This window comes from Paraburkholderia lacunae (assembly GCF_003353175.1).
In the GTDB taxonomy this organism is placed as follows: domain Bacteria; phylum Pseudomonadota; class Gammaproteobacteria; order Burkholderiales; family Burkholderiaceae; genus Paraburkholderia; species Paraburkholderia lacunae.
This window is the reverse complement of sequence record NZ_QHKS01000017.1, coordinates 1-21,384: the sequence shown is the minus strand read 5'-3', so window position 1 is coordinate 21,384 and position 21,384 is coordinate 1. Positions and strand designations below refer to the sequence as shown.

15 protein-coding genes and 4 pseudogenes are annotated in these 21,384 nt (G+C 61.0%); 14 read left to right on the top strand and 5 right to left on the bottom strand.

The window, feature by feature from the left end; genetic code table 11:
* From DLM46_RS24215 to DLM46_RS24180, 8 genes and pseudogenes are all read left to right on the top strand, one after another.
* Positions 1-564, top strand: a complete 564-nt coding sequence (locus DLM46_RS24215) for an MSMEG_0567/Sll0786 family nitrogen starvation N-acetyltransferase (RefSeq protein ID WP_115104665.1) — start codon at positions 1-3, stop codon at positions 562-564.
* Positions 561-1,547 carry a sll0787 family AIR synthase-like protein gene (locus DLM46_RS24210; RefSeq protein WP_115104662.1) on the top strand — a complete coding sequence of 329 codons (987 nt, stop codon included), beginning with the start codon at positions 561-563 and terminating at the stop codon, positions 1,545-1,547. The genes DLM46_RS24215 and DLM46_RS24210 overlap by 4 nt, the downstream gene beginning before the upstream one ends.
* Positions 1,544-2,713, top strand: a complete 1,170-nt coding sequence (locus DLM46_RS24205; RefSeq protein ID WP_115104660.1) for an MSMEG_0565 family glycosyltransferase — start codon at positions 1,544-1,546, stop codon at positions 2,711-2,713. The genes DLM46_RS24210 and DLM46_RS24205 overlap by 4 nt, the downstream gene beginning before the upstream one ends.
* Positions 2,714-2,738: 25 nt before the next feature.
* Positions 2,739-3,023, top strand: a complete 285-nt coding sequence (locus DLM46_RS24200; RefSeq protein WP_115104658.1) for an MSMEG_0570 family nitrogen starvation response protein — start codon at positions 2,739-2,741, stop codon at positions 3,021-3,023.
* Between the two features lie 78 nt (positions 3,024-3,101).
* On the top strand, positions 3,102-4,400 hold the full coding sequence (locus tag DLM46_RS24195) for an MSMEG_0569 family flavin-dependent oxidoreductase (protein ID WP_115104655.1): 1,299 nt from the start codon (positions 3,102-3,104) through the stop codon (positions 4,398-4,400).
* A 13-nt stretch (positions 4,401-4,413) separates the two neighbouring features.
* A complete protein-coding gene (locus DLM46_RS24190) occupies positions 4,414-5,238 on the top strand; it encodes a Pnap_2097 family protein (RefSeq protein WP_115104653.1) in 825 nt (274 codons plus the stop codon).
* Positions 5,235-7,367, top strand: coding sequence for a methylmalonyl-CoA mutase (gene scpA, locus DLM46_RS24185; protein ID WP_115104651.1), 2,133 nt, complete (start codon positions 5,235-5,237; stop codon positions 7,365-7,367). The genes DLM46_RS24190 and scpA overlap by 4 nt, the downstream gene beginning before the upstream one ends.
* 197 nt (positions 7,368-7,564) lie before the next feature.
* Positions 7,565-9,003, top strand: a pseudogene (locus DLM46_RS24180) (aminotransferase-like domain-containing protein).
* A 54-nt stretch (positions 9,004-9,057) separates the two neighbouring features.
* Here DLM46_RS24180 and DLM46_RS24175 read toward each other — a convergent pair.
* Both DLM46_RS24175 and DLM46_RS24170 read right to left on the bottom strand, forming a co-directional pair.
* Entirely contained in the window at positions 9,058-9,435 is a 378-nt protein-coding gene (locus tag DLM46_RS24175; protein WP_115104648.1) for a DUF934 domain-containing protein, read from the bottom strand.
* Positions 9,432-11,222: a nitrite/sulfite reductase gene (locus tag DLM46_RS24170; RefSeq protein ID WP_115104646.1), complete on the bottom strand. Its 1,791-nt coding sequence runs from the start codon at positions 11,220-11,222 to the stop codon at positions 9,432-9,434. Before DLM46_RS24170 ends, DLM46_RS24175 begins: the two co-directional genes overlap by 4 nt.
* Positions 11,223-11,494: 272 nt before the next feature.
* Between DLM46_RS24170 and DLM46_RS41315 the strand changes: the two are divergent.
* Positions 11,495-11,569: pseudogene (locus tag DLM46_RS41315) on the top strand (DUF2970 domain-containing protein); the annotation flags it as partial.
* Here the strand turns inward: DLM46_RS41315 and DLM46_RS24165 are convergent.
* Positions 11,556-12,449, bottom strand: a pseudogene (locus DLM46_RS24165) (helix-turn-helix transcriptional regulator); the annotation flags it as partial. The pseudogenes DLM46_RS41315 and DLM46_RS24165 sit on opposite strands and share 14 nt — an antisense overlap.
* 362 nt (positions 12,450-12,811) lie before the next feature.
* Between DLM46_RS24165 and DLM46_RS24160 the strand changes: the two are divergent.
* The 3 genes from DLM46_RS24160 (at position 12,812) to DLM46_RS24150 (ending at position 17,549) form a co-directional block, all read left to right on the top strand.
* The gene (locus DLM46_RS24160) at positions 12,812-14,611 is read left to right on the top strand and encodes a tannase/feruloyl esterase family alpha/beta hydrolase (protein ID WP_115104640.1); all 1,800 of its coding nucleotides are present in this window, start codon (positions 12,812-12,814) and stop codon (positions 14,609-14,611) included.
* 48 nt (positions 14,612-14,659) lie between these two features.
* On the top strand, positions 14,660-16,039 hold the full coding sequence (locus DLM46_RS24155) for an MFS transporter (protein ID WP_115104637.1): 1,380 nt from the start codon (positions 14,660-14,662) through the stop codon (positions 16,037-16,039).
* A 172-nt stretch (positions 16,040-16,211) separates the two neighbouring features.
* Positions 16,212-17,549, top strand: a complete 1,338-nt coding sequence (locus tag DLM46_RS24150) for an MFS transporter (RefSeq protein WP_244306354.1) — start codon at positions 16,212-16,214, stop codon at positions 17,547-17,549.
* Between the two features lie 84 nt (positions 17,550-17,633).
* Here the strand turns inward: DLM46_RS24150 and DLM46_RS24145 are convergent, their stop codons facing one another.
* Positions 17,634-18,599: a LysR family transcriptional regulator gene (locus tag DLM46_RS24145; RefSeq protein ID WP_115104635.1), complete on the bottom strand. Its 966-nt coding sequence runs from the start codon at positions 18,597-18,599 to the stop codon at positions 17,634-17,636.
* Between the two features lie 306 nt (positions 18,600-18,905).
* Positions 18,906-19,160 carry a hypothetical protein gene (locus DLM46_RS39120; RefSeq protein WP_133300368.1) on the bottom strand — a complete coding sequence of 85 codons (255 nt, stop codon included), beginning with the start codon at positions 19,158-19,160 and terminating at the stop codon, positions 18,906-18,908.
* A gap of 283 nt (positions 19,161-19,443) precedes the next feature.
* On the opposite strand from DLM46_RS39120, the gene DLM46_RS24140 reads away from it, so the two are divergent.
* Both DLM46_RS24140 and DLM46_RS24135 read left to right on the top strand, forming a co-directional pair.
* Positions 19,444-20,586, top strand: coding sequence for a porin (locus tag DLM46_RS24140; RefSeq protein ID WP_115104633.1), 1,143 nt, complete (start codon positions 19,444-19,446; stop codon positions 20,584-20,586).
* A gap of 432 nt (positions 20,587-21,018) precedes the next feature.
* Positions 21,019-21,384, top strand: a pseudogene (locus DLM46_RS24135) (helix-turn-helix domain-containing protein); the annotation flags it as partial.

Genomic DNA, 21,384 nt, shown 5'->3' with positions numbered 1-21,384 from the left:
ATGTTCTGCGAAGCCGTCGATGAGCTGGACGCATTGCCGATTGCGTTCACGCCTGCGGAATACCGCGTGAAATGGGCGACGCTACCGTGGGAAAGCAACGAAGCCTATGCGCTGCGACGCGCGGTGTTTTGCGTCGAGCAGGGCATCTTCGTCGGCGACGATCGCGATGAAATCGACACCCACGCGAAGCTGCTGGTTGCATTGAGTTGCGTCGCGGGCGTGCCAGAGCAGGTAGTCGGCACCGTACGGATTCACGAGACCGAGCCGCATGTGTGGCTAGGCTCGCGGCTCGCGGTGCATGCGGCGTTCCGCTCGCACGGCAAGCTCGGCTCGACGCTGATCCGGCTCGCCGTGAGCAGCGCGCACGCGCTCGGTTGCGAGACTTTTCTTGCGCATGTGCAAAGCCAGAATGTGCCGTTGTTCCGGCGTCTGCACTGGCAATCGGTTGGCGAAGAGATGTTGTTCGGGCGCGCGCATCATCTGATGGAAGCGGAGCTTGCGCACTATCCGCCGTGCTTTACGCCGGAGAGCGGCCTCGTCACGTCGTCGCGGAGACGGTCATGAGCATCGCTTCGCTCGTCGAACGGCTAAGGGAAAGCCGAGGCTTTCGGCATAAGACCGATATTGCCGGGGTCGTCGCGTCGTTGGCGCAGCGCCTGCCGCACGGCGTGCGTGATCTCGCGCAGGCGGTCGCGGTCGGCGACGACTGCGCGGCGATCCGCGATGGTGACGGCTACCTGCTTTTTGCGATCGAAGGGCTTGTGAGCGATTTCGTTGAAGCCATGCCGTGGTTCGCGGGCTACAGCAGCGTGATGGTCAACATCAGCGACGTGTACGCGATGGGCGGCCGGCCGCTTGCCGTTGTCGATGCGTTGTGGAGCGACGGCATCGGCGCGGCCGAAGAAGTGCTGGCCGGCATGGCGGCGGCGTCGGTTGCGTACGGCGTGCCGGTGGTTGGCGGGCATAGCAATACGCGCAGCGCGCAGCCGCAACTCGCGGTGTCGATCGTGGGCCGCGCGCGTGCGCTGCTGTCGAGCTTCAACGCGCGCGCGGGCGATCGCCTGGTGATGGCCGTCGATCTGCGTGGCCGCTTCGAAGACCCGTATCCGTTCTGGAACGCATCGGTCGGCGCGCCGGCGCAGCGCTTGCGCGACGATCTCGAACTGTTGCCCGCACTCGCGGAAAGCGGCCTGTGCGATGCCGCGAAGGACATCAGCATGGCCGGCGTGCTGGGCACGTCGTTGATGCTGCTCGAATGTTCGGCGATGGGCGCGCGAATCGATCTGGACGCGATTCCACGACTGCAGGGCGTCGACTTCGAGCGCTGGCTCGGCGCGTTTCCGAGCTTCGGCTTCGTGCTGTCGGTGCGCGCGGAACACGTGGACGAAGTGCTCGCGCGCTTCGATGCGCGCGATCTGACGTGCGCGGTGATCGGCGAAGTCGATGCGTCGCGCGAAGTGGTGCTCACTCAGCGCGGCGACGCGGCGCTGCTCTGGAATTTAGGCGACGGGCCGTTTATCGGCGCGCCTTCGGGAGCGCGCGCATGAAGGCACGTCCCTTTCGAATCGCGCTCCTCACGCATTCGGTGAACCCGCGCGGCGGCGTCGTGCACACGCTCGAACTCGCGCGCGCGTTGTATGACGCAGGGCATCGCGTGACGATCTTTGCGCCGTCGGTCGGCGGGGCCGCGATGTTCCGGGCGTCGCCGTGCCGGATCGTGCTCGCTCACGTCGCTGCGAACGCGAGCGACACAGTATCGATGGTGCAGACGCGTATCGACGCGTTAAAGGCCGCATTGCTGGCCAACGATCCGGCGAGCTTCGACGTTCTCCACGCGCAGGACAGCATCAGCGGCAACGCACTCGCCGAGCTTCGGCATGAAGGCGCGATACGCGGGTTCGTGCGAACGGTCCACCATCTCGACGACTTTACCGTGCCGCGCCTCGTTGAATGGCAGCGGCGCGCGTATGCGGATGCTGACGCCGTTTATTGTGTCAGCGATGCGTGGACGTGCCGGATGCAGCGCGACTTCGGCGTGATCGCGGTGACCGTGACGAATGGCGTCGATTTAAAGCGCTTCACGGTGAAACGTGACAACTCCGACACGGCGCCGCTCGCAAGATTCGGCATTGTCGGCGCGCCTGTCGTTCTGGCAGTCGGCGGCATCGAGGAACGCAAGAACACGCTGCAACTGCTCGAAGCGTTCGCGTTGCTCAGGCAGACACATGCCGATGCGCAACTCGTCGTGGCGGGAGGCGCGAGTCTTCTGGATCACGACGCCTATAGCCGGCGTTTTTTTGAGCGCGCTTCGGCGCTGAATCTTGCAATTGGCGCGGGGTGTCCGATCGTCGTCACCGGCCCGCTCGACGACGACGTCATGCCCGCGCTCTTTCGCCGCGCGGATGTCGTATCGATGGTTTCGTTGCGCGAGGGTTTCGGGCTGGTCGTGCTGGAAGCACTGGCGTCGGGCACGCCGGTTGTCGTTTCGCGGATCGCGCCGTTTATCGAGTACCTCGATGAACGCGTCTGCTGCTGGGCGCAGCCTCACGACGCGCACAGCATCGCCAGCGCGCTGCGCCGTTCGCTCAATGCGCGCGGCGGCGTCGATTTCACCCACGCGGTGCCTGAGTTGTTGCTGCGCTTCAGTTGGACCGCGAGCGCCCGTCGTCACATCGCGTTGTACCGGCGGCAACTGCAATTCACTCCCGTCTGAAAAAATCACTCATCAAGGATATGTCATGCCAGTCATGCACTTCAGGGTCCAGTGGCCCGATGGCACCGAAGCCAACTGCTATTCGCCGTCGACGGTAGTCGGCGAGTTCCTTGCCGCGGGCGAGAGCTACGCGTTGAGCGAGTTTGTCGAACGCTCGCGCGAGGCTTTGCATATCGGCTCCGAGCGCGTGCGCGAGAAATACGGCTTCGCCTGTTCCGCCGCCATGGATCAGCTCGCGCAGATCGAGCAGCAGGCCGAGGGCTTTTCGTCGGACCCGCTGGCGGTCGTGAAGGTCGTCGAACTTTTGTGAAACCTGAATGCGGCGCGCCCATTGACAAAGCGATTGCAGCGGGCGCAGGAACATTCATACGGAAGGCAGGAAAGAACCATGTCGAACACAACCGTTAGCCCTCAAGCGGCCCATGCGAATCGTCACTACACGGTCATCGTCGCCGGTGGCGGCCAGGCTGGCCTGTCCATCAGCTACTACCTGAAAGAGGCCGGCATCGATCATCTCGTTCTCGAGAAGCATTCGGTCACGCACACCTGGCGTTCGCAACGCTGGGACGCATTCTGTCTCGTCACGCCGAACTGGCAATGCGCGCTGCCCGGCTACCCGTATCGTGGCGACGACCCGCATGGCTTCATGAAGAAGGATCAGATCATCGCGTATCTGGATGGCTTCATTGCGATGGTCGATGCGCCAGTGCTCGAGCACACCGAGGTCAAACGCATGAAGCGCGACGTCGATGGACGCTACAACGTTTCGACGTCGAATGGGGAGTTCACTGCGGATCGCGTCGTCGTGGCTTCGGGCGGTTATCACACACCGATCGTGCCGCGCATGGCCGAGCGTCTGCCCGCCGGGATCTTGCAGATACAGTCTTCGCAATATCGCAATCCTGAGGTCTTGCCGGACGGTGCGGTGCTCGTCGTCGGCTCGGGGCAGTCGGGTGCGCAGATCGCCGAAGATCTGCATCTGGGCGGGCGCAAGGTGTACCTCGCGGTCGGCGAGGCCCCGCGCTGCGCGCGTTTCTATCGCGGGCGCGACGTGGTCGACTGGCTCGCCGACATGCACTACTACGACATGCCGGTCGAGCAGCATCCGTTGCGCGAAGGCGTGCGCGACAACACGAACCATTACGTGACAGGCCGCGATGGCGGACGCGATATCGATCTGCGGCGTTTCGCGCTCGAAGGCATGGAACTGTATGGCCGGCTCGAGGATCTGCGCGACGGCCGCCTGCAGTTCTCGCCGAACCTGATCGAGAACCTGGATAGCGCGGACGATACCTACAACCGTATCAACGCGAGCATCGATGCGTTCATCGACAGGCAGGGCATCGACGCGCCGCGCGAAGCGGCCTATGAGCCGGTATGGCGGCCTGACGGCGAGCGCACGTCGTTCGATCTGGCGGCGAGCGGCATCACGTCGATCATCTGGTGCATTGGCTTCACGCCGGACTTCAGCTGGATCGATGCGCCCGTGTTCAATGGACGCGGCTACCCGGCGCACACGCGGGGCATCACGCCGCAAGCGGGACTGTATTTCATCGGCTTGCCGTGGCTTCATACGTGGGGTTCGGGGCGCTTCTCGGGCGTTGCGCGTGACGCGGCTTATGTCGTCGACGCGATCCGTGCGTCGCTCGATGCGTCCGTCCCGGCAACCGACAGTCTCGCGGCTTGACCGGCCGAAGCCTATGCAGAACACGACTGGACGCTATCGCGCCGGCATGCCGCAACTGAGCTTCACCGGCCTGTCGGAGAACTGGCTGCTGAAGGAATGCGGGCATCGCCATTGGGAGGCGCTGGCCGCGCACACAGGGCGAGCCACGCCTGATTTCAGCGACGACAACGGCGGCCGCTCGTATGCCGCCTTCACCGCGATCCGCCTGCGGGCGCACGGTTTCGATGCCGTTCGCGAGAACGACGACTTCGAGATTCACACCGCGTTATGCAGGACCGGCCCGGTCCGGCACTTCAGCACACACCGCATCGTGCGTGGCGACGCGTCGATCGCGGAGGTGTCGATGTCGTCGACGTTCGTCACGCGCGGAGAAGCGCGCAACAATCGCTCGGTCGCGCGCGCAACGCTTGCCGCGCTTGCGGGTGCGGTCAGTCCGACGCCCGACGAAGCGCTTGCCATGACGCAAACGGGCAAGCGCCTGAGGGCAGGAGACTGGGCATCGTGCGAAGGCCTTGCGCCTGGCGTGCACGAGGTCGCCCAGTTTCTTCCATGCCCGAACAATGACTTCAATGGCGCGGACTTTCTCTACTTCGCGAGCTTCCAGTCGTTCGTCGATCGCGCCGAATGGCAACGGCACCGGTTTGCGGAGCCGCCGGTGATCGCGAGCCGGTCGCTACACTTCTATGGCAACGTCAATGTCGGCGACGCATTGAGCGTGCAGGTCGTCGGCGAGCGCGAAAGCGGGCAGGGCATCACGCATTGGAGTGAAGTGCGACGCGGCAGCGACAACCTGAAGATCGCCGACGTCGTCACGGAAAAACACTGGAGACAGCGATGAGATCCGCCGTCAAACGCGAGGCGCCGATGCGAGTGCGGTCCCGGCGACGCGCCGTGCCGCTGAAGACGCTTTATACCGCCTCCGACCTCGCCAACGTTGCGCATCTGAACAGTATGCCTGGCGCTGCGCCGTTCGTGCGCGGTCCGTACGCGTCGATGTACACGGCGAAGCCGTGGACGATTCGACAATACGCAGGCTACGCGGAAGCCGCTGATTCGAACCTCGCGTTTCGCACCGCGCTCGAGGAAGGGGCGCAGGGTTTGTCCGTTGCATTCGATCTGCCGACCCAGCGCGGCTACGATTCGGACGATCCGCGCGCGAGCGCCGATGTCGGGTTGGCCGGGGTCGCGATCGATACAGTCGAAGATATGGCGCGCCTTTTCGCGGGCATTCCGCTCGACCGGACGTCGGTATCGATGACGATGAACGGCGCGGTGCTGCCGGTGCTGGCCGCCTTTATTGTCGCGGCCGACGAGCGCGACGTGGACGCGGCGCAACTGACCGGCACGATTCAGAACGACATTCTCAAAGAGTTCATCGTGCGCAACACCTGCATCTTCGCGCCTGAACCGTCGTTGCGAATCGCCGCCGATGTGGTCGACTATCTTGCGCGGCATGCTCCGCGCTTTAACGCGCTATCGGTGTCCGGCTATCACTTTCAGGAGGCCGGCGCCGATCCCGTGCTCGAACTGGCGCTGACGATGGCCAACGCGCGCACTTACGTCGAAACGCTTGGCGAGCGCTCAATGAGTGCCGACGACGCCTGTGAGCGCATGAGCTTCTTCTTCGGCGTCGGCACGGATTTCTATGTCGAGGTGGCGAAGCTGCGTGCGGCGCGTCTCGTGTGGTCGGAACTTGCAGCCCAGTGCGGAGCGACATCCGACAAAGCGCGCGCGCTCCGGATGCATTGCCAGACGTCCGGCTGGTCGCTGACCGCGCAGAAGCCGTCGAACAACGTCGTGCGCACCACCGTCGAAGCGCTGGCGGCCGTATTCGGCGGCACGCAGTCGCTGCATACGAACGCCCATGACGAAGCGCTGGCCTTGCCTTCGGCATCCTCGTCGCGCCTCGCTCGCGACACGCAACTCATGCTTCAGCACGAAATGGGACTGTGCGACGTCGTCGATCCGTGGGCCGGTTCGTACATGATGGAAGCGTTGACGGCCGATATCGCAGCGCGCGTCCGTTCGCTGATTGGCGAGATCGACGCGTGCGGCGGCGTCGTGCAATCGATCCGCTCGGGATGGATTCGCGAACGCATTCACGAATCGGCTGTGACGCTGCAGGCGGAAATCGATAGCGGGCAACGAATCGTGGTGGGCGTCAACGCGTTCGTTCATGGCGATGCGGACGAAGCGCTCGCATGTTTCGAGCTGGACGGAAAACAGGTGCGCGGCCACCAGGTCCGTCGCATCGCAGAGGTCAAACTGCGGCGCAATGCGGAGCATGTGGCGCGTGCGTTGAGCGCGCTTGAAACGGCCGCGCGCGAGGGCACAGGCAACCTGCTCGCGTTGACGATCTGCTGCATGCGTGCGCGCGCGACAGTCGGTGAATGCACGCGCGCGCTCGAAGCCGTGTGGCCGCGTCATGCGATCGGTTTTCATGCGAGCGCCGGCATCTATGAGGAAGCGCTTTCATCGGATGCAATGTGGAAGGCTGCCTGCGAACAGGTCGACAGGTTGACATCGACGCTGGGACGCAAGCCCCGCGTGATGATCACGAAGCTCGGACAGGACGGCCACGATCGCGGCGCGCAAGCGGTGGCTGCCGCGTTGATCGATGCGGGCTTCGACGTCGTGTCCAACGAGCTCTTCATCTCGCCTGCGGAAGTTGCGGAGCGCGCGTTGGCGAACGACGTCGACATGATCGGCGTGTCGTCGCTCGCAGGCGCACATGTCGAGTTGACATCGCAACTGATGCATGAACTGCGCGCGTGTCGCGCCGCGATGCCCGTTGTGCTTGGCGGGAACGTTCAAGCGGAAAGCACGGGTGTGCTGAAAGCGCTGGGTGTCGCAGAATTTTTCCTGCCTGGTACACGCATGCACGAAATCGTCCTGCGCATAGTGCGGCTCGTGGAGTGCGTCGCGGACCGACAAGTGCGCGAAATGGACGAGCGAACGGTGGCGTGAGCAGCGGACGGAGGCACGCGAAGCGCGAGCACGCACCGTCCGTCAGCCAACACGTCAAGCGCGTTCATCGCCGCCGCGACGGCTGCCGTCATCGTCTTCGTGTCGATGCGCCGAATCAGGCGTTCATTACACAGTGTGGTCACCGCTAATATGAAAGGCTCAGGCGCACTCCTGCGCGCCGGAACGACGGACGTTCGATGACACGATACGAAGCACTCGCCAACGCGATGGCGGCAGAAATACGCTCGGGCAGCCTTGCCGTCGGTGCGCGCATGCCCTCGCTGCGTCAGCTCATCGTGCAGCATGGTGTCAGCCAGTCCACCGTGTTTCGTGCGTACTATCTGCTTGAAGAGTGGGGCCTCATTCGCGCGCAGGAGCGCTCCGGTTACTACGTTGCGCGGGGCGCGGCGGTGTCGGGCGAACGGATGCCGGGACCGGCACGCACGCTTGCCGACTCCGCGAAGGTCGATATCAGCGAACTGGTCTTCAGCGTTCTTGAAGCCGCCAAACATCCGGGCGTCGTGCCACTCGGCTCGGCGTTTCCGTCGCCATTGCTCTTTCCGCTGCCACGGCTTGCAAAGTCGCTTGCACAATCGGCCCGGCTCATCAGTCCGTGGAGCACGGTGGTCGATTTGCCGCCCGGCAATGAGGCGCTGCGTCAGCAGATTGCGCTTCGCTATCTTGGCATGGGCCTTTCGCAGTCAATGGACGAAATCGTCGTGACCAACGGCGCGCTGGAGGCATTGAACCTGTGTCTGATGGCAGTGACGCGGCCAGGCGATGTGGTCGCGGTGGAGTCGCCGGGTTTCTATGCGGCGCTGCAGGCGATCGAACGGCTCGACTTGCGTGCCGTCGAAATCCCCGTCGATCCGCTGACTGGCCTCGACCTCGACGCGCTCGCGCAAGCTTTGGACAGGCATCCGATCCGCGCCTGTTGGTTCATGACGAACTATCAGAACCCTACTGGCGCAACGCTGTCGCTGGAGAAGAAGAAGGCGCTAGTCGAATTGCTCGCGCAACGTGACGTGCCGTTAATCGAGGACGACATCTACGGCGAACTGCATTTTCAGGCAGATTATCCATTGCCTGCGATTGCATTCGACAAGAAAGGGCTCGTGATGCACTGCTGTTCTTTCTCGAAGACACTCGCGCCCGGTTACAGAATCGGCTGGGCGGCCGCCGGCGGATTCACGGACAAGGTGCAGCGGCTCAAACTGATGACGACGCTTTCGGCGAGCATTCCCGAGCAAGCGGGCATCGCGGACTATCTGCAGCACGGTGGCTATGACAAGCACCTGCGCAAGCTGCGCGCCGCGTTGCGCGCGCAGCGCGACGCGATGGATGCGCAACGCGGCGCTGGATGCCGCCCAGCGTTCGCTGGACGTTGCCGGCAGGCGGTTATTTCGTGTGGCTCGAATTCCCCGACGAGATCGACGCGTTGGAACTGCACAGGCTGGCGATCGAACAGGGTTTCAGCCTCGCGCCGGGGCCAATTTTCTCGGTGACCCGGGCGTTCAGAAACTGTGTGCGGCTCAACTTCGGGCATCCATGGAGCGCAGAAATCGATCGCGCAATGCGTGTCCTCGCCGAACTCGTGCAGCAGGCAATACAGCTCGGTAACGCCCGGCACTCGTGAATCACAGTTAATGCGCTACCGTCACTTATTGCACTGAAAACGAGTGCCCCCTCTTTACACGCGATGCGCCAGATCGCGCTGATAAAACGCAGGGAATCGATCAAACTGCTTGCGCGCGTCCGCTGGATCGAGGCCCTTGTTCAACACCGCGCTCGAAAAGCCCGTGCGCTCCATCTGGAGCAACTGGTCGACGAGCACGTCACCGGTTGCGCGCAAATCGCCTTTGAAACCGAGCCGGCGACGCAGCAGATACGCCTGGCTATACGCGCGGCCATCGGTGAATTGCGGAAACTCGAGCTCGATGCGGTCGATGCCATCTATCGTGTCTTTCAACGACAACGGGTCTTCGTCGTTAGCGAGTTTGAGCACGCGCAGTGCGCTCTCTGCCTGGTGCTCGGGCATCGTCAGAAGCCGGATGCGCTCCGTTTTCATGCGAGATCCTCCACTTTGACGCGGACTTCGTCGGCCGCCGACTTGAACGGACCCAGTCCGATACGCTGGACGGTTTCGGTGAACCGTTCCGTTCGTCCTTCCACATCGCATCGCGCGTCGCGATAGGTGGCGATAAGCGCCTCCACGACGTCCGGCACTTCCGCCGCCGAAAACGACGGCCCGATCACCTTCCCCGCGCGCGCAGCGCCGCTTGCATTGGAACCGTCCGCGCCGCCGAGCGTGATCTGGTACCACTCTTGTCCGTCCTTGTCGACGCCGAGAATGCCGATATGACCGCTGTGATGATGGCCGCACGAGTTGATGCAGCCGCTGATGTGCAGGTTGATTTCGCCGATGTCGTGCAATTCGTCGAGATCCTGATAGCGCTCCGTCATGGCCTCGGCAATGGGAATCGAACGGGCGTTGGCGAGTGCGCAGAAGTCGCCGCCGGGGCACGCGATCATGTCGGTCAGCAGATGCACGTTCGCGCTCGCGAGACCCGCGCTGCGGGCCGCCTGCCAGAGATCGAACAGATCGTCGACATGCACCCACGGCAGCACCACATTCTGCGTATGGGTGACGCGCGCTTCACCCGCGGAAAAGCGGTCGACGAGATCGGCGACGAGATCGAGCTGGTTTGCCGACGCATCGCCCGGCGCCTGGTTCAAACGTTTGAACGAGAGCGTGACGATACGCATCGACGGATCTTTGTGCGACGCGACGTTGCGCTGCAGCCAGCGCGCGAACATTGGATGTTGCGCAGCCATCGCGTTCAGCGCGGCAACAGAGGCTTGCGGGTTGTGCGCGGTTCTCGCGCGTCGCTGCGGCGGCACGAACGACGCTCGCACGCGATCGAGCTCCGATTGCGGAATCGTATGAGGCCCGCCATCCTCTTCGACGATCGCGAGGAACTCCGCTTCGACGTCGTCGATGTAGCGTTGTCCCTCGGCCTTGACGAGGATCTTGATTCGCGCCTTGTACTTGTTGTCGCGCCGTCCATAGCGGTTATACACGCGTACCACCGCCTCGATGTAGTTCATGATGTGCTGCCACGGCAGGAACTTGCGCAGCACCGTCGCGGTCATCGGCGTGCGCCCCATGCCGCCGCCTACGGAGATACAAAAGCCCAGATCACCATGTTCGTTCGACAGCAGTCGCAAGCCGACATCGTGCCAATCGGTGGCCGCGCGATCGTCGATGGCCCCCGTTATCGCGATCTTGAATTTGCGTGGCAGAAACGCGAACTCGGGATGCAATGTCGTCCATTGCCGCATGATTTCGGCGAAAGGACGCGGGTCGGCGATTTCGTCGGGCGCCACACCCGCGCGTTCATCACACGAGATGTTGCGAATGCAGTTCCCGCTCGTCTGGATACCGTGCATATCGACGCTTGCCAGCAGGTCCATCACGTCGGCTGCTTTCGACAGCGGAATCCAGTTGAACTGTACGTTCGTGCGGGTGGTGAAGTGCGCGTAATGCGTCGGCAGGTTCAACGTGCCCAGCTTGAGCTGGGTCGCAGACGCGAGCTCGTACACATCCGCTTCGGGCGCATCGTATTCGCGCGCGATGCGCGCCAGCACGCGCAGCTGCGCGGCCGACAGTTCACCGTATGGCACGGCGACGCGCAGCATCGGCGCGTGGCGTTGCACATACCAACCGTTCTGCAGGCGCAGCGGACGGAATGAGTCCTCGTCCAGCCTGCCGGCCTGCCAGCGCTCGAGCTGATCGCGGAACTGCGCAGCGCGGCTGCGCACGAAGGCCTTGTCGAATTCGGTGTATTGATACATGGGGTAGTTTCTGCGGACGTGTCGCGATAGCCGAAGTTACCTGTCGCGCGCACGCCAGACAAGAAGCAGATGTCGACGAAACGAACGCAGCAGACGGGTTTCTGGTTTGCCTCGCCCGAAGTGTGTGACTCGTTTCCGCCTGCTGTCGTCAAACTGGATCCAACTGCTGCTGTCTCCGTGCGCCGCACCCGCTTTATGATCGGGTGGAGGGCAATGCTTTGCCGTTGGTCAACCGTGAGGGGTGTGCCGTGACTTTCCGTAGAACGTTGAGAATTGTGTTGTGGAGTTTTTTTGGTGTTCGCAAGGGCTCGTTGCATCAGGCCGACATGGCGGCGATAAAATTGCCGCCAGCAAGTCACGCAATCCCTGATACGACTGCCTTAAGGTTTTCCCGCTCGTGTCATACGAAACATCCGCGCGTGCATAAAGTTCGGAGCGACCCGCGAGGATGCGGCGAAGGTCGTCCATTGCTTCGCTTCTGCCTGCCATCGGCCGCAGATCGCCCTGATCGATGACACGCTGCATGTGATCCTCAGGCGTGGCTCTTAACCAGACCGTAAAACAGCGCGAAAGAAGCAGATTGAACGTGCGCGTCTCCGATACAAGTCCACCCGGCGAGGCGATGACGGCTTCCGCTTCACGCTTGAGGACTTCCTCCAATGCCCGGAATTCATAGCGTCTATACGCCGTCGCGCCATACAGCGCATGAACCTCGGATGGCTTGCAACCGGCGATCCGTTCGACCTCGCGGGTGATCTCTATAAAAGGCAGTTCCATTACGTCCGCCAGCATTTTGCCTAGCGTCGATTTGCCGGCGCCTCGCAAGCCGATCAATGCAATCCGTCGGTAGCGGTCGGGGTCCGTAGGACTGGAACTCAGCAACTGCCTGAGTGTTTCGAGCGCGAGTCGCAAGGCGGCCGGTGGTTGATCGCGCAACAACGCCAGAATCTGCTCGCCTTCGGGTGAGCAGGTCAACGGATCGCCGACGAGCGCCGCCAATGAGCAGCCAAGCGTTTGCGCGAGTTGCTCCAGCACAAGGACGGATGCATTCCCGGTGCCCATTTCCAGGTTGGCCAGATGACGTTCGGACACGTTGGACTGATGGGCGAGGTCGCGCCGTGTCATGCCTCGCCGCGCCCGCAGAAGGCGGATTCGCTCACCCAGCGCGACGAGCACGGGTTCTTTGGGCGCTGCGTCGGAGGGCACATCGGTCGGCGATGAGTTCATTCGATTCCCAGAAGGAAAGCGCACGGTTGCAAGAGCCGAGTATATCGCCGCCAGGCGGCTCCCTGCCTGGGATCAGGGCAGGGACGCATCGCCTGCGGTAGTGTTAACGAGCATTATGATGCATGTTAAGTGTGCTCTATAGTGCATTATCTTCGGCGCGGTGTGCTTGGAGACGCGACTGAGCCCGCTCACTGCTTCATGCCGGAGGGCGGCATCGTGGAAGACCGCGATCGCCTGAGGCAGCCACCTTCGATGCTCTTGAATTCGCCGTCTGCAAATGACGCGTGGCATTAACGATTCCTGCATTACCTGTCGTTCGGGTGACACCGTTCGACACGAACACGACATGTCAGGAGACAACGATGTACCCGCTTTCAAAGAAGATCGGCAAACCTTGGCTACCCGCCGCCCTGTGCGTACTGGCAATGGGCGGATGCGGGGGGCACGTAGATTCCCTGAGCGCCGTCACGCAAAAGCTGACTTGCGACGACAGCATCAAGACCGGCTTCGTGCCGGATGCCAATACCAAAGTGTTATTGGTTAAAAGCTTCAGAAAAGGGGACGCCCTCGTCCTGACCGGCACCGCGACGTCGTCCACGCCGACCGCGGCCAACGACATGTGCGTGGTCAAGCTCAACGTAGGGCCGGGCAATCCGGGACCGGCTGACGCTCCGTCGACCTCGCCCGGAATCGGCATCGAAGTGTGGTTGCCTTCCCCGGCCAACTGGAACAAACGTCTGCATGTGGAAGGCGGTGGTGGATGGGCGGGAGGCGTCCACGAGTCCTTGACGCAACTCGCGGGAGCGATTCTGAATAATCCCGGCGCGGCGGTCCCCGAACCATTTCGGGTGGCCGGCGAAGAGGGGGCGGTTGCAGCGACGACCGATACGGGCCACAGCGTCTCGAATGGTTCATTTGCGATGAACCCCGACGGAACGCCGAATACCGTGCTGTGGAATGATTTTTCCCAGCGAGCGATCCACGAAATGGCAGTCAAGGCGAAGGCGTTGGCGAGCGCCTATTACGGAGCCGCGCCCAGGTACGCGTACTGGGATGGGTTCTCGACCGGCGGCCGTCAGGGGCTCAAGGAAGCTCAGGCAAACCCGACCGATTTCGACGGCATTCTTGACGGGGCGCCAGCAATCAACTGGACAAAGTTCATTAGCAACGAACTTTATCCGCAGATCGTCATGCGGCGCGACCTGGGTGGAGCGCTTTTGACTTCGGCTCAGCTTTCACTCGTATCGAATGCCGCTATCAGTTCGTGCGACGTCGCAGGCGGGCAGCATCTCGGGTACATACCCGATCCGTCCCAGTGCCGGTACGACCCGACGCAGGATACGTCGGTCATCTGCACGGCTAGCGGCGGCACCAACGCGAGCGCGGCGTGCGTAACGGCCACTCAGGCCACCGCATTCAACAAGATGTGGTATGGCCAGACGGCTGACGGAAGTGTGCCGTCTCCCGCAACTGATAACAGCTTTTCAGTTACGCCGAGCGGGTCGCAGCTCTGGTATGGGCTCACACGTGGAACGAATCTGTCCGCTCTTGCAGGTGCGACGCCCTTTACCATCTCGACGGACCTTGTGGCGCTCGAATTGCAGACGCCCGCTTTGGCGACGCCGACCTTCACGAACGCTACCGGCAACGGTGCCAACGGCTGGACGGCGCTCACGTATGCCCAGCTTGCCAATGCGTCTGCACAAGGTATCTCGCTTCAGCCCTCCTTCGCCAACATCAATACCGACAATCCGGACCTATCTGCGTTTCGCAGCAACGGTGGGAAGCTGTTGATGTACCACGGACTGGCCGATGTCCTGATCATGCCGCAGGGGTCGATCAACTACTACAACCGTGTCGCCGATCAGATGGGCGGACTCTCTACGATTCAGGACTTTTTCCGGTTCTATCTCATTCCCGGCATGACGCATGGACTGGGTAACGGAACGGCGAACGCTGCAGCGGATCCGCCTTTGCCCACGCATGATCAGTTGTACACGGCACTCACTACCTGGGTCGAAAGCAAGACGTCGCCCAATCGTATCGATATATCGAACTCGAATGCGGCTGCACCGAAATCAAGACCTATCTGCCTGTATCCGGCTAAGGGTACCTACACAAGTGGCAATCCGAATCAAGCTACCAGCTACATCTGCTCTTAGCACGCCGTGCGCGTGCGCCTCGTTTAAGCCGGTTTAAGGAGAACAATCGTGCGGCAAATCGATATTCATAAGTTTGGCGACGACGCGCGCTTCACGCGTCTACATGCAATCGTGCTGGCCATGTGCACGCTTGTCATCATCTTCGACGGCTACGACCTGGCGGTCGCGGGCATAGCGTTGCCTTCGATCATGAAGGAGATGGGCATCAAGTCGACGAGCGCCGGTTTCATGGTGAGCACCGCGTTGTTCGGGATGATGTTCGGCGCCGTGTTCTTCGGCACGATTGCGGATCGTTTCGGCCGGCGCTGGACAATCGCGACGTGCATTTTGCTGTTCAGCGTCTTTACCGCCGCGGCCGGCTTCGCCCGAGATCCGGTGACGTTCGGCGCCTTCCGGTTTATCGCCGGACTGGGCATTGGCGGCGTGATGCCCAACGTCGTCGCACAAATGTCCGAGTACTCGCCGCGCAAAATTCGCAGCACGATGGTGACGTTGATGTTTAGCGGCTATTCGGTTGGCGGCATGTTGGCGGCGCTGCTTGGCAAAGGATTGATCGAGCGCTTCGGCTGGCAGTCGGTGTTCATTGCCGCGGGCCTGCCGGTGCTTCTGATTCCGTTTGTTTTGCGAATGATGCCGGAGTCGATGGCGTTCCTGCTCCGCTCCGGGCGCACCGACGCGTTGCGCTCCATCGCGACCCGTCTCGTGCCCGATCATGTTGCGCAGGAAGGCGACCGGTTCGTTTTGTCCGACGGCGGCACAGCGCGGGCCACGCCGATTGGCAAGCTGTTCCAGGATGGACGCGCGGTCGGTACGGTCATGCTGTGGATCGCCTTCTTCATGTGCCTGTTCATGGTGTACGCGCTGAGTTCGTGGCTCACCAAGCTGATGGCAAGCGCGGGTTACACGCTGGGTTCGGCGCTGACATTCGTTCTGGTGCTCAACCTCGGTGCGATGATAGGCGCGATCGGCGGCGGGTGGCTCGCGGATCGCTTCAATATCAAGCATGTGCTGGCTTGCATGTATGCGCTTGCCGCCATGTCGATCACGTTGCTTGGCTTCAAAGTGCCTACGTCGATGCTGTTCGTTGTCGTCGGACTTGCGGGCGCCTCGACTATCGGTACGCAGATTCTCACCTATGCCTATGCCGGGCAGTTCTATCCGTTGGCAATGCGATCGACGGGAATCGGCTGGGCGTCGGGGTTTGGTCGAAGTGGAGCGATTCTCGCCCCTATCATAATAGGCATCCTGATGGAAATGGCGCTACCGCTGAAGCTGAATTTCGTCGCCATTGCCGCGCCAGCGGTGATTGCCACGATAGCCGTTCTGCTCATGGATCGAAAGAGGGAGGGTTTGGCTGCAGCGGATCAAGGAAGGGCGACGCTAGATTCAGCCCCGACAAACGCGCTGCACTCCGCGGGAGACCTTTAGCCGAAACTCGAAGATGCGCTTGATCAGCCGGCGTTAGACCACTATGCGTTGGCACTATGAAAGCAGTCCAAATCAGTATTGGACGAACCCATACCGGTTCTTCTACTCTGGGATCAGGCCGCCGACCGATATAAATTGAAAGCCATGCGTTCGCGCAAACAGGGGGACATCTTTGAGCCAGCCTCTCGACATCTCATCGCTTATTGATCGCGAGCCGCTGAGGCCATATCAATGGATCATTTTTATTCTGTGTTTCTCAACCGCGCTGTTCGATGGGTTCGATACGCAAGCCATCGCTTACACAGGCCCGGCGATTGTTGCGACGTTCGGCCTGCGGCCCGGTGATCTGGCGCCGATACTAATTGCGGGTACGCTCGGCATGACTATCGGCGCGATGACGCTCGGCCTGATCGGTGACAGGATCGGTCGGCGTCCCGCGCTGCTTGGCGGCGTAGGTGTCTTCAGCATCGCGTCCTTGCTTACGGCTTTTTCCGCCAGCACCTTTCAGATCCTGTTTCTGCGGTTCGTCGCTGGCTTGGGGATGGGCGGCTGCACACCGGTTCTGCTCGCGCTCGCAGCGGAGTATGGGTCGGCACGACACCGCGGTTCGATCATGACGGGCGTTCTACTTGGGCTGCCGGCCGGGGCGATGCTGGGCGGACTACTCGCCGCGCGCATGATGCCGTTGATTGGCTGGCAAGGCGTATTCGTCGTCGGCGGTGGAGCGCCGTTGCTTCTACTCGTCGTGCTTTATTTCGCACTGCCGGAGTCGTTACACTACCTGGTTAATCGGGAACAGGCCGGTAGTACGCAACGTGTGCGAAAAATCTTGCGTCGTCTATTGGCCGTTCCTGTGCCGGCAGATGCGGCATTTCGGGTACCCGAAACAGCTTCGCGAGCAAGCGTTACCGCGTTATTCAAGCATGGGAATGCGCGCAATACCGTCGCTATTTGGGCCGTCTATCTGTGCAACTGGGTATCGTGGTTCATGTTCCTGTCGTGGCTGCCCACAGTGCTGAAGGCGGCGGGTTTGCCGGTCGCGCAGGCACCGTTGGGCACCGTAATCGTGAATGCAGTTTTCATCGTCTGCGCGATTCCGCTTTCAATGCTGCTGCCGCGCGTCAGTACGCGCAAATTGCTGATCGTGCTACTCGGACTTGGTGTTGCGATTTCTGTCGGCCTTGCTTATGCGGGGACAGCGTGGGGTCTCGTCTTTGCACTGGCAGGTGCTGCGGGACTCGGTATTGGCGGTCAACAGATTGCGCTGAACTATCTCGTGGTGAGTGCATATCCGACCGCGTTGCGTGCAACGGCGACCGGCTGGGCCATCGGCATGGGCCGGATTGGCGCAATCGCTGGCTCTGCCGCGGGCGGGACAGTTCTTGGCTTCAGCGGCCCAAGTGGTTTCTATCTGGCATTGGCGATTCCGCTTGCCGCGGCGCTGCTTGCTGTTATTGCGATTCGCACGACTGGTCGTGCCGTCGAAGGCAATCTAGTCGTAGCACATTAATGTCGGCGTGCCAGAGGACGGGCGGTGGCCGGGCGCCCGCCTGTTCTTCTATCGGCTCCCGGCATGGCAGTGCATAAAACCGATTTACTCGAAACCGCACACAGACAGATCATGGTTGTGTGTGATCGTCCCAAGCCTTGTCTGGTCCTTGGCCAGCGCCGCTGGTAATTCCTCGCGGAGAAAGTCGACCCACGTACGTATCTTGGCGTCGAGATACTGACGGGACGGATATAACGCGTAAACATTCATCTGCTGCGACGTATATTCCGGCAGAATCCGGACGACCTTTCCGCTCCGCAGCCCGCCGGCAGCGGAGTAGGCCGGCAATAGTCCGACACCCATTCCCTCGCACACGGCGACCGCTAATGCTTCGGCGACATTGATCCGGAGCGCGGCGTTCCCGAGTGCGATCGATTCTTGACCGTTCGGCCCATCGAAAGTCCACTCGTCGGCGGGAAAGACCGATGTCACCATCTGCAAACAGTTATGTCGACTGAGATCGGAGGGTACCAGCGGTGTGCCATTACGCCCGAGATAAGCGGGCGACGCGAACGCAATACTGAACGCACTGCCCAAGCGCTGAGATATAAGTCCTGAATCGGGCAGTTTGGTCGCCATCGTCAAGGACACGTCAAATCCTTCATCTAGCAGATCAGGGGTGCGTTGCGCGAGCGTCAACTCGACGCGTACATCCGGATAGCGTGCTTGATCACGACTTATAATCGGCACGATGTAGCACTGACCGAGGCCCGTCATCGCGTGGGCTTTGAGGTTGCCGGCAGGCTTCGCCTGAGCGTCACCCGCCTCTGCTTCGGCCTGCTCGACATACGCAAGAATTTGCTCGCAGCGGTGCAAATATCGCTCACCGGCTTCAGTCAACGCGATTTGCCTCGTTGTTCTATTGAGCAGACGCGCGCGTAGATGCGCTTCGAGGTCCGAAATGGAACGCGACATCTGAGCGGTTGTGGCATTCAGGTGTTGTCCAGCCGCCGTAAAGCTACCTGCTTCAACAACGCGCACGAACACCCGCATATTCTGAAGAGTATCCATTTTTGCTCCTCTTAATTCGATCGGATTGTTGCATATATCAGCGCCCTGATTGATTCAGATTTTGTGAAATTGATTTGCGTGATTCGCGGCCGGATTAGCACAATGAGTTTCAATTGTGTCCGAAAGGTTGTCCCGTCAGAAAGCAGGCGAGGCGGAGAAGTGCAACGCTGCTTTCTTTTTTGCACGCTGGAGCAGCCTCGTGAAGAAACTCTGCGAAAAGTCAGTGTGGTACGCACGCATGGAGCGAATTCAAGCTGTACGGAAGTCGAACCGAGAAATTCAACCCGATTTGTTAATCGCCATCTGTTAATCGCCAAAACAACGGAATAAGCGCTGTGTCGCGCTGTGTCCAATAATCTCCGTAAAATGGCGACCGGAAAAAATTGAATTAAGTTCCAGGTTTTCTGAAATAAATTTACGCTGCCCCACATCTGCCTCATGCATTTGCCTCATTTTCAGGCAATAAGCCCGTTGCTCATTTTTTAATCGCTCCGACTCGATTGCGTCAGGCATATTAAATGTTGTTGCATACGCACAACTTTGATTATTGAGAAGTTGCAAATATTTTCTGTCTAGAGCAATCGCGCGGTGCGTCTTAATTCGTGATAAACGCCGAAAAAACAAAGACTTAATCCGAAAACCGTTGTTATTGTTGCGAATTCTGAAAAATCCTGTTGCGCAAATTGCGCGTATTGCTATTAGGGTGTCCCCCTACACTCACGCCTCGTTTCAAGGGTGCCCGGCTGACTCGAAAGGGTTCGGCGAACCGGGCGGCAGTGCGGTGCAAGCGCTGTCGAGGCAGGTCTTGCTCCCTGCGTATATTTATCGAACAGGAGTCCCACGCATGAAAAAGAGTCTCATCGTCGTTGCGGTTGCCGCATCGTTCGCGTCCGTCGCTCACGCACAAAGCAGCGTGACGCTGTATGGTCTGTTGGATGCCGGGCTGACGTACACCAGCAATGTCAACCACAACGCGAAGTGGGCAGCGGGTAGCGGCGGCATCAACCAAAGCATGTTCGGTCTGCGCGGTTCGGAAGATCTGGGCGGCGGTCTGAAGGCCATCTTCACGTTGGAAAGCGGCTTCAACATCAACAACGGTAAGTTCGCCAACAACAACGGCATGTTCAACCGTCAAGCGTTCGTCGGTCTGTCGAGCCAGCAATTCGGTACGGTCACGCTGGGTCGTCAATACGACGCGGCACAAGACTACCTGGCACCGCTGACCGCAACGGGCAGCTGGGGCGGCACGTACTTCGCTCACCCGTTCAACAACGACAACCTGAACACGAACGGCGGCTTTGCAGTCAACAACTCGATCAAGTACTCGAGCGCTAACTACGCAGGCTTCACGTTCGGCGGCACGTACGGCTTCTCGAACCAGGCTGGCGCGTTCGCAAACAACCGTGAATACAGCGTTGGTGCTGCATACCAGTGGCAAGGTCTGCGTTTGGGCGCTGCTTACGCACAGCAGAACAACCCGGCTGCAACGAACGCAGCAGGCACGGCAAGCAACGGCGGTGCTTCGGACGGCGCGATCATGGGCTTGACCGGCAACTTCCGTCAGCGTGAATTCGGCGCAGCAGGTTCGTACTCGTTCGGCCCGGCTACCGTCGGTCTGGCATGGACGCAATCGCGTATCGACAACGTCGCCGGCGCACATCAATCGCTGCGTGCCAACAACTACGAAGTCAACGGTAAGTACAACGTGACCCCGGCTCTGGGCCTGGGCGTTGCTTACACCTTCACCGACGGCAAGGGTTATGGCGTCGGCGCGAACGGTGCTTCGGAGTCGGTTCGCTACCACCAGATCGGCCTGCAAGCCGACTACTCGCTGTCGCGTCGTACGGACGTCTACGCCCAAGCCGTGTACCAGCACGCAATGGGCGACGGCGGTGTCGCTTCGATTTACAGCGGCGACGTGACACAACTGCCGTCGTCGTCGAAGAACCAGACGGCTGCTACGGTCGGTCTGCGTCACCGCTTCTAAGCTTCGGCGGAAGCTGGTTGTTGGAGAAAAGGTGCCGTTCGCGGCACTTTTTTTTGTGAGCGCGCCACTTGGTTGGTCGGCGCACCGGCGTGAATGCGGGATGCTGCGCGCCTTGTTGGACCCGGCCCCGTTGTGTGGTACTCAGAAAATCGTGCGAAGACCGAGCGCGAGCCCGGTCCGATTGTTCTTGCCCGGAAATTCGATCCGATGCTCCGTTCATCGAGGCCCGCGCGAGCGTGCTTGTCACGCGCTGGGCGCGCCGATGATAGACCGCGACCTTCACAGCACCATCAATTCTTTGGCGCAACAAGTCATTGCAATTTCGGACGACTGCACGTGCGCATCTGACAAGAATTAACCTTCGCGAAAGCGCGCCTGGAGTAGCCTCGATAAATTGACCTATAGGCTATTCTTGCGCTGCGACGCTAGTGNCTGACCATGCGGCGCAAGACCGCGCAGGCGCTGGCCTTGCGCGCACGCATTGTGCTGGCCTGCGCCGAGGGCATCGACAACAAGACGGTCGCGACAAGACAGCGTGTTACCTCGCATACGGTTTCGAAGTGGCGCTCGCGATTCATCAATCACCGCGTGGACGGCTTGCTCGATGCACCGCGCCCGGGAGCACCGAGGACGATCGAGGACTCCCAGGTAGACGCGCTCATTGCACGCACGCTTGAGTCCGTGCCCACGGGAGCGACTCACTGGAGCACGCGCACAATGGCCCGCGAGATGGGGCTGTCGCAGACGGCCGTGACGCGCATATGGCGTGCCTTCGGACTTCAGCCGCACCGGCAGGAG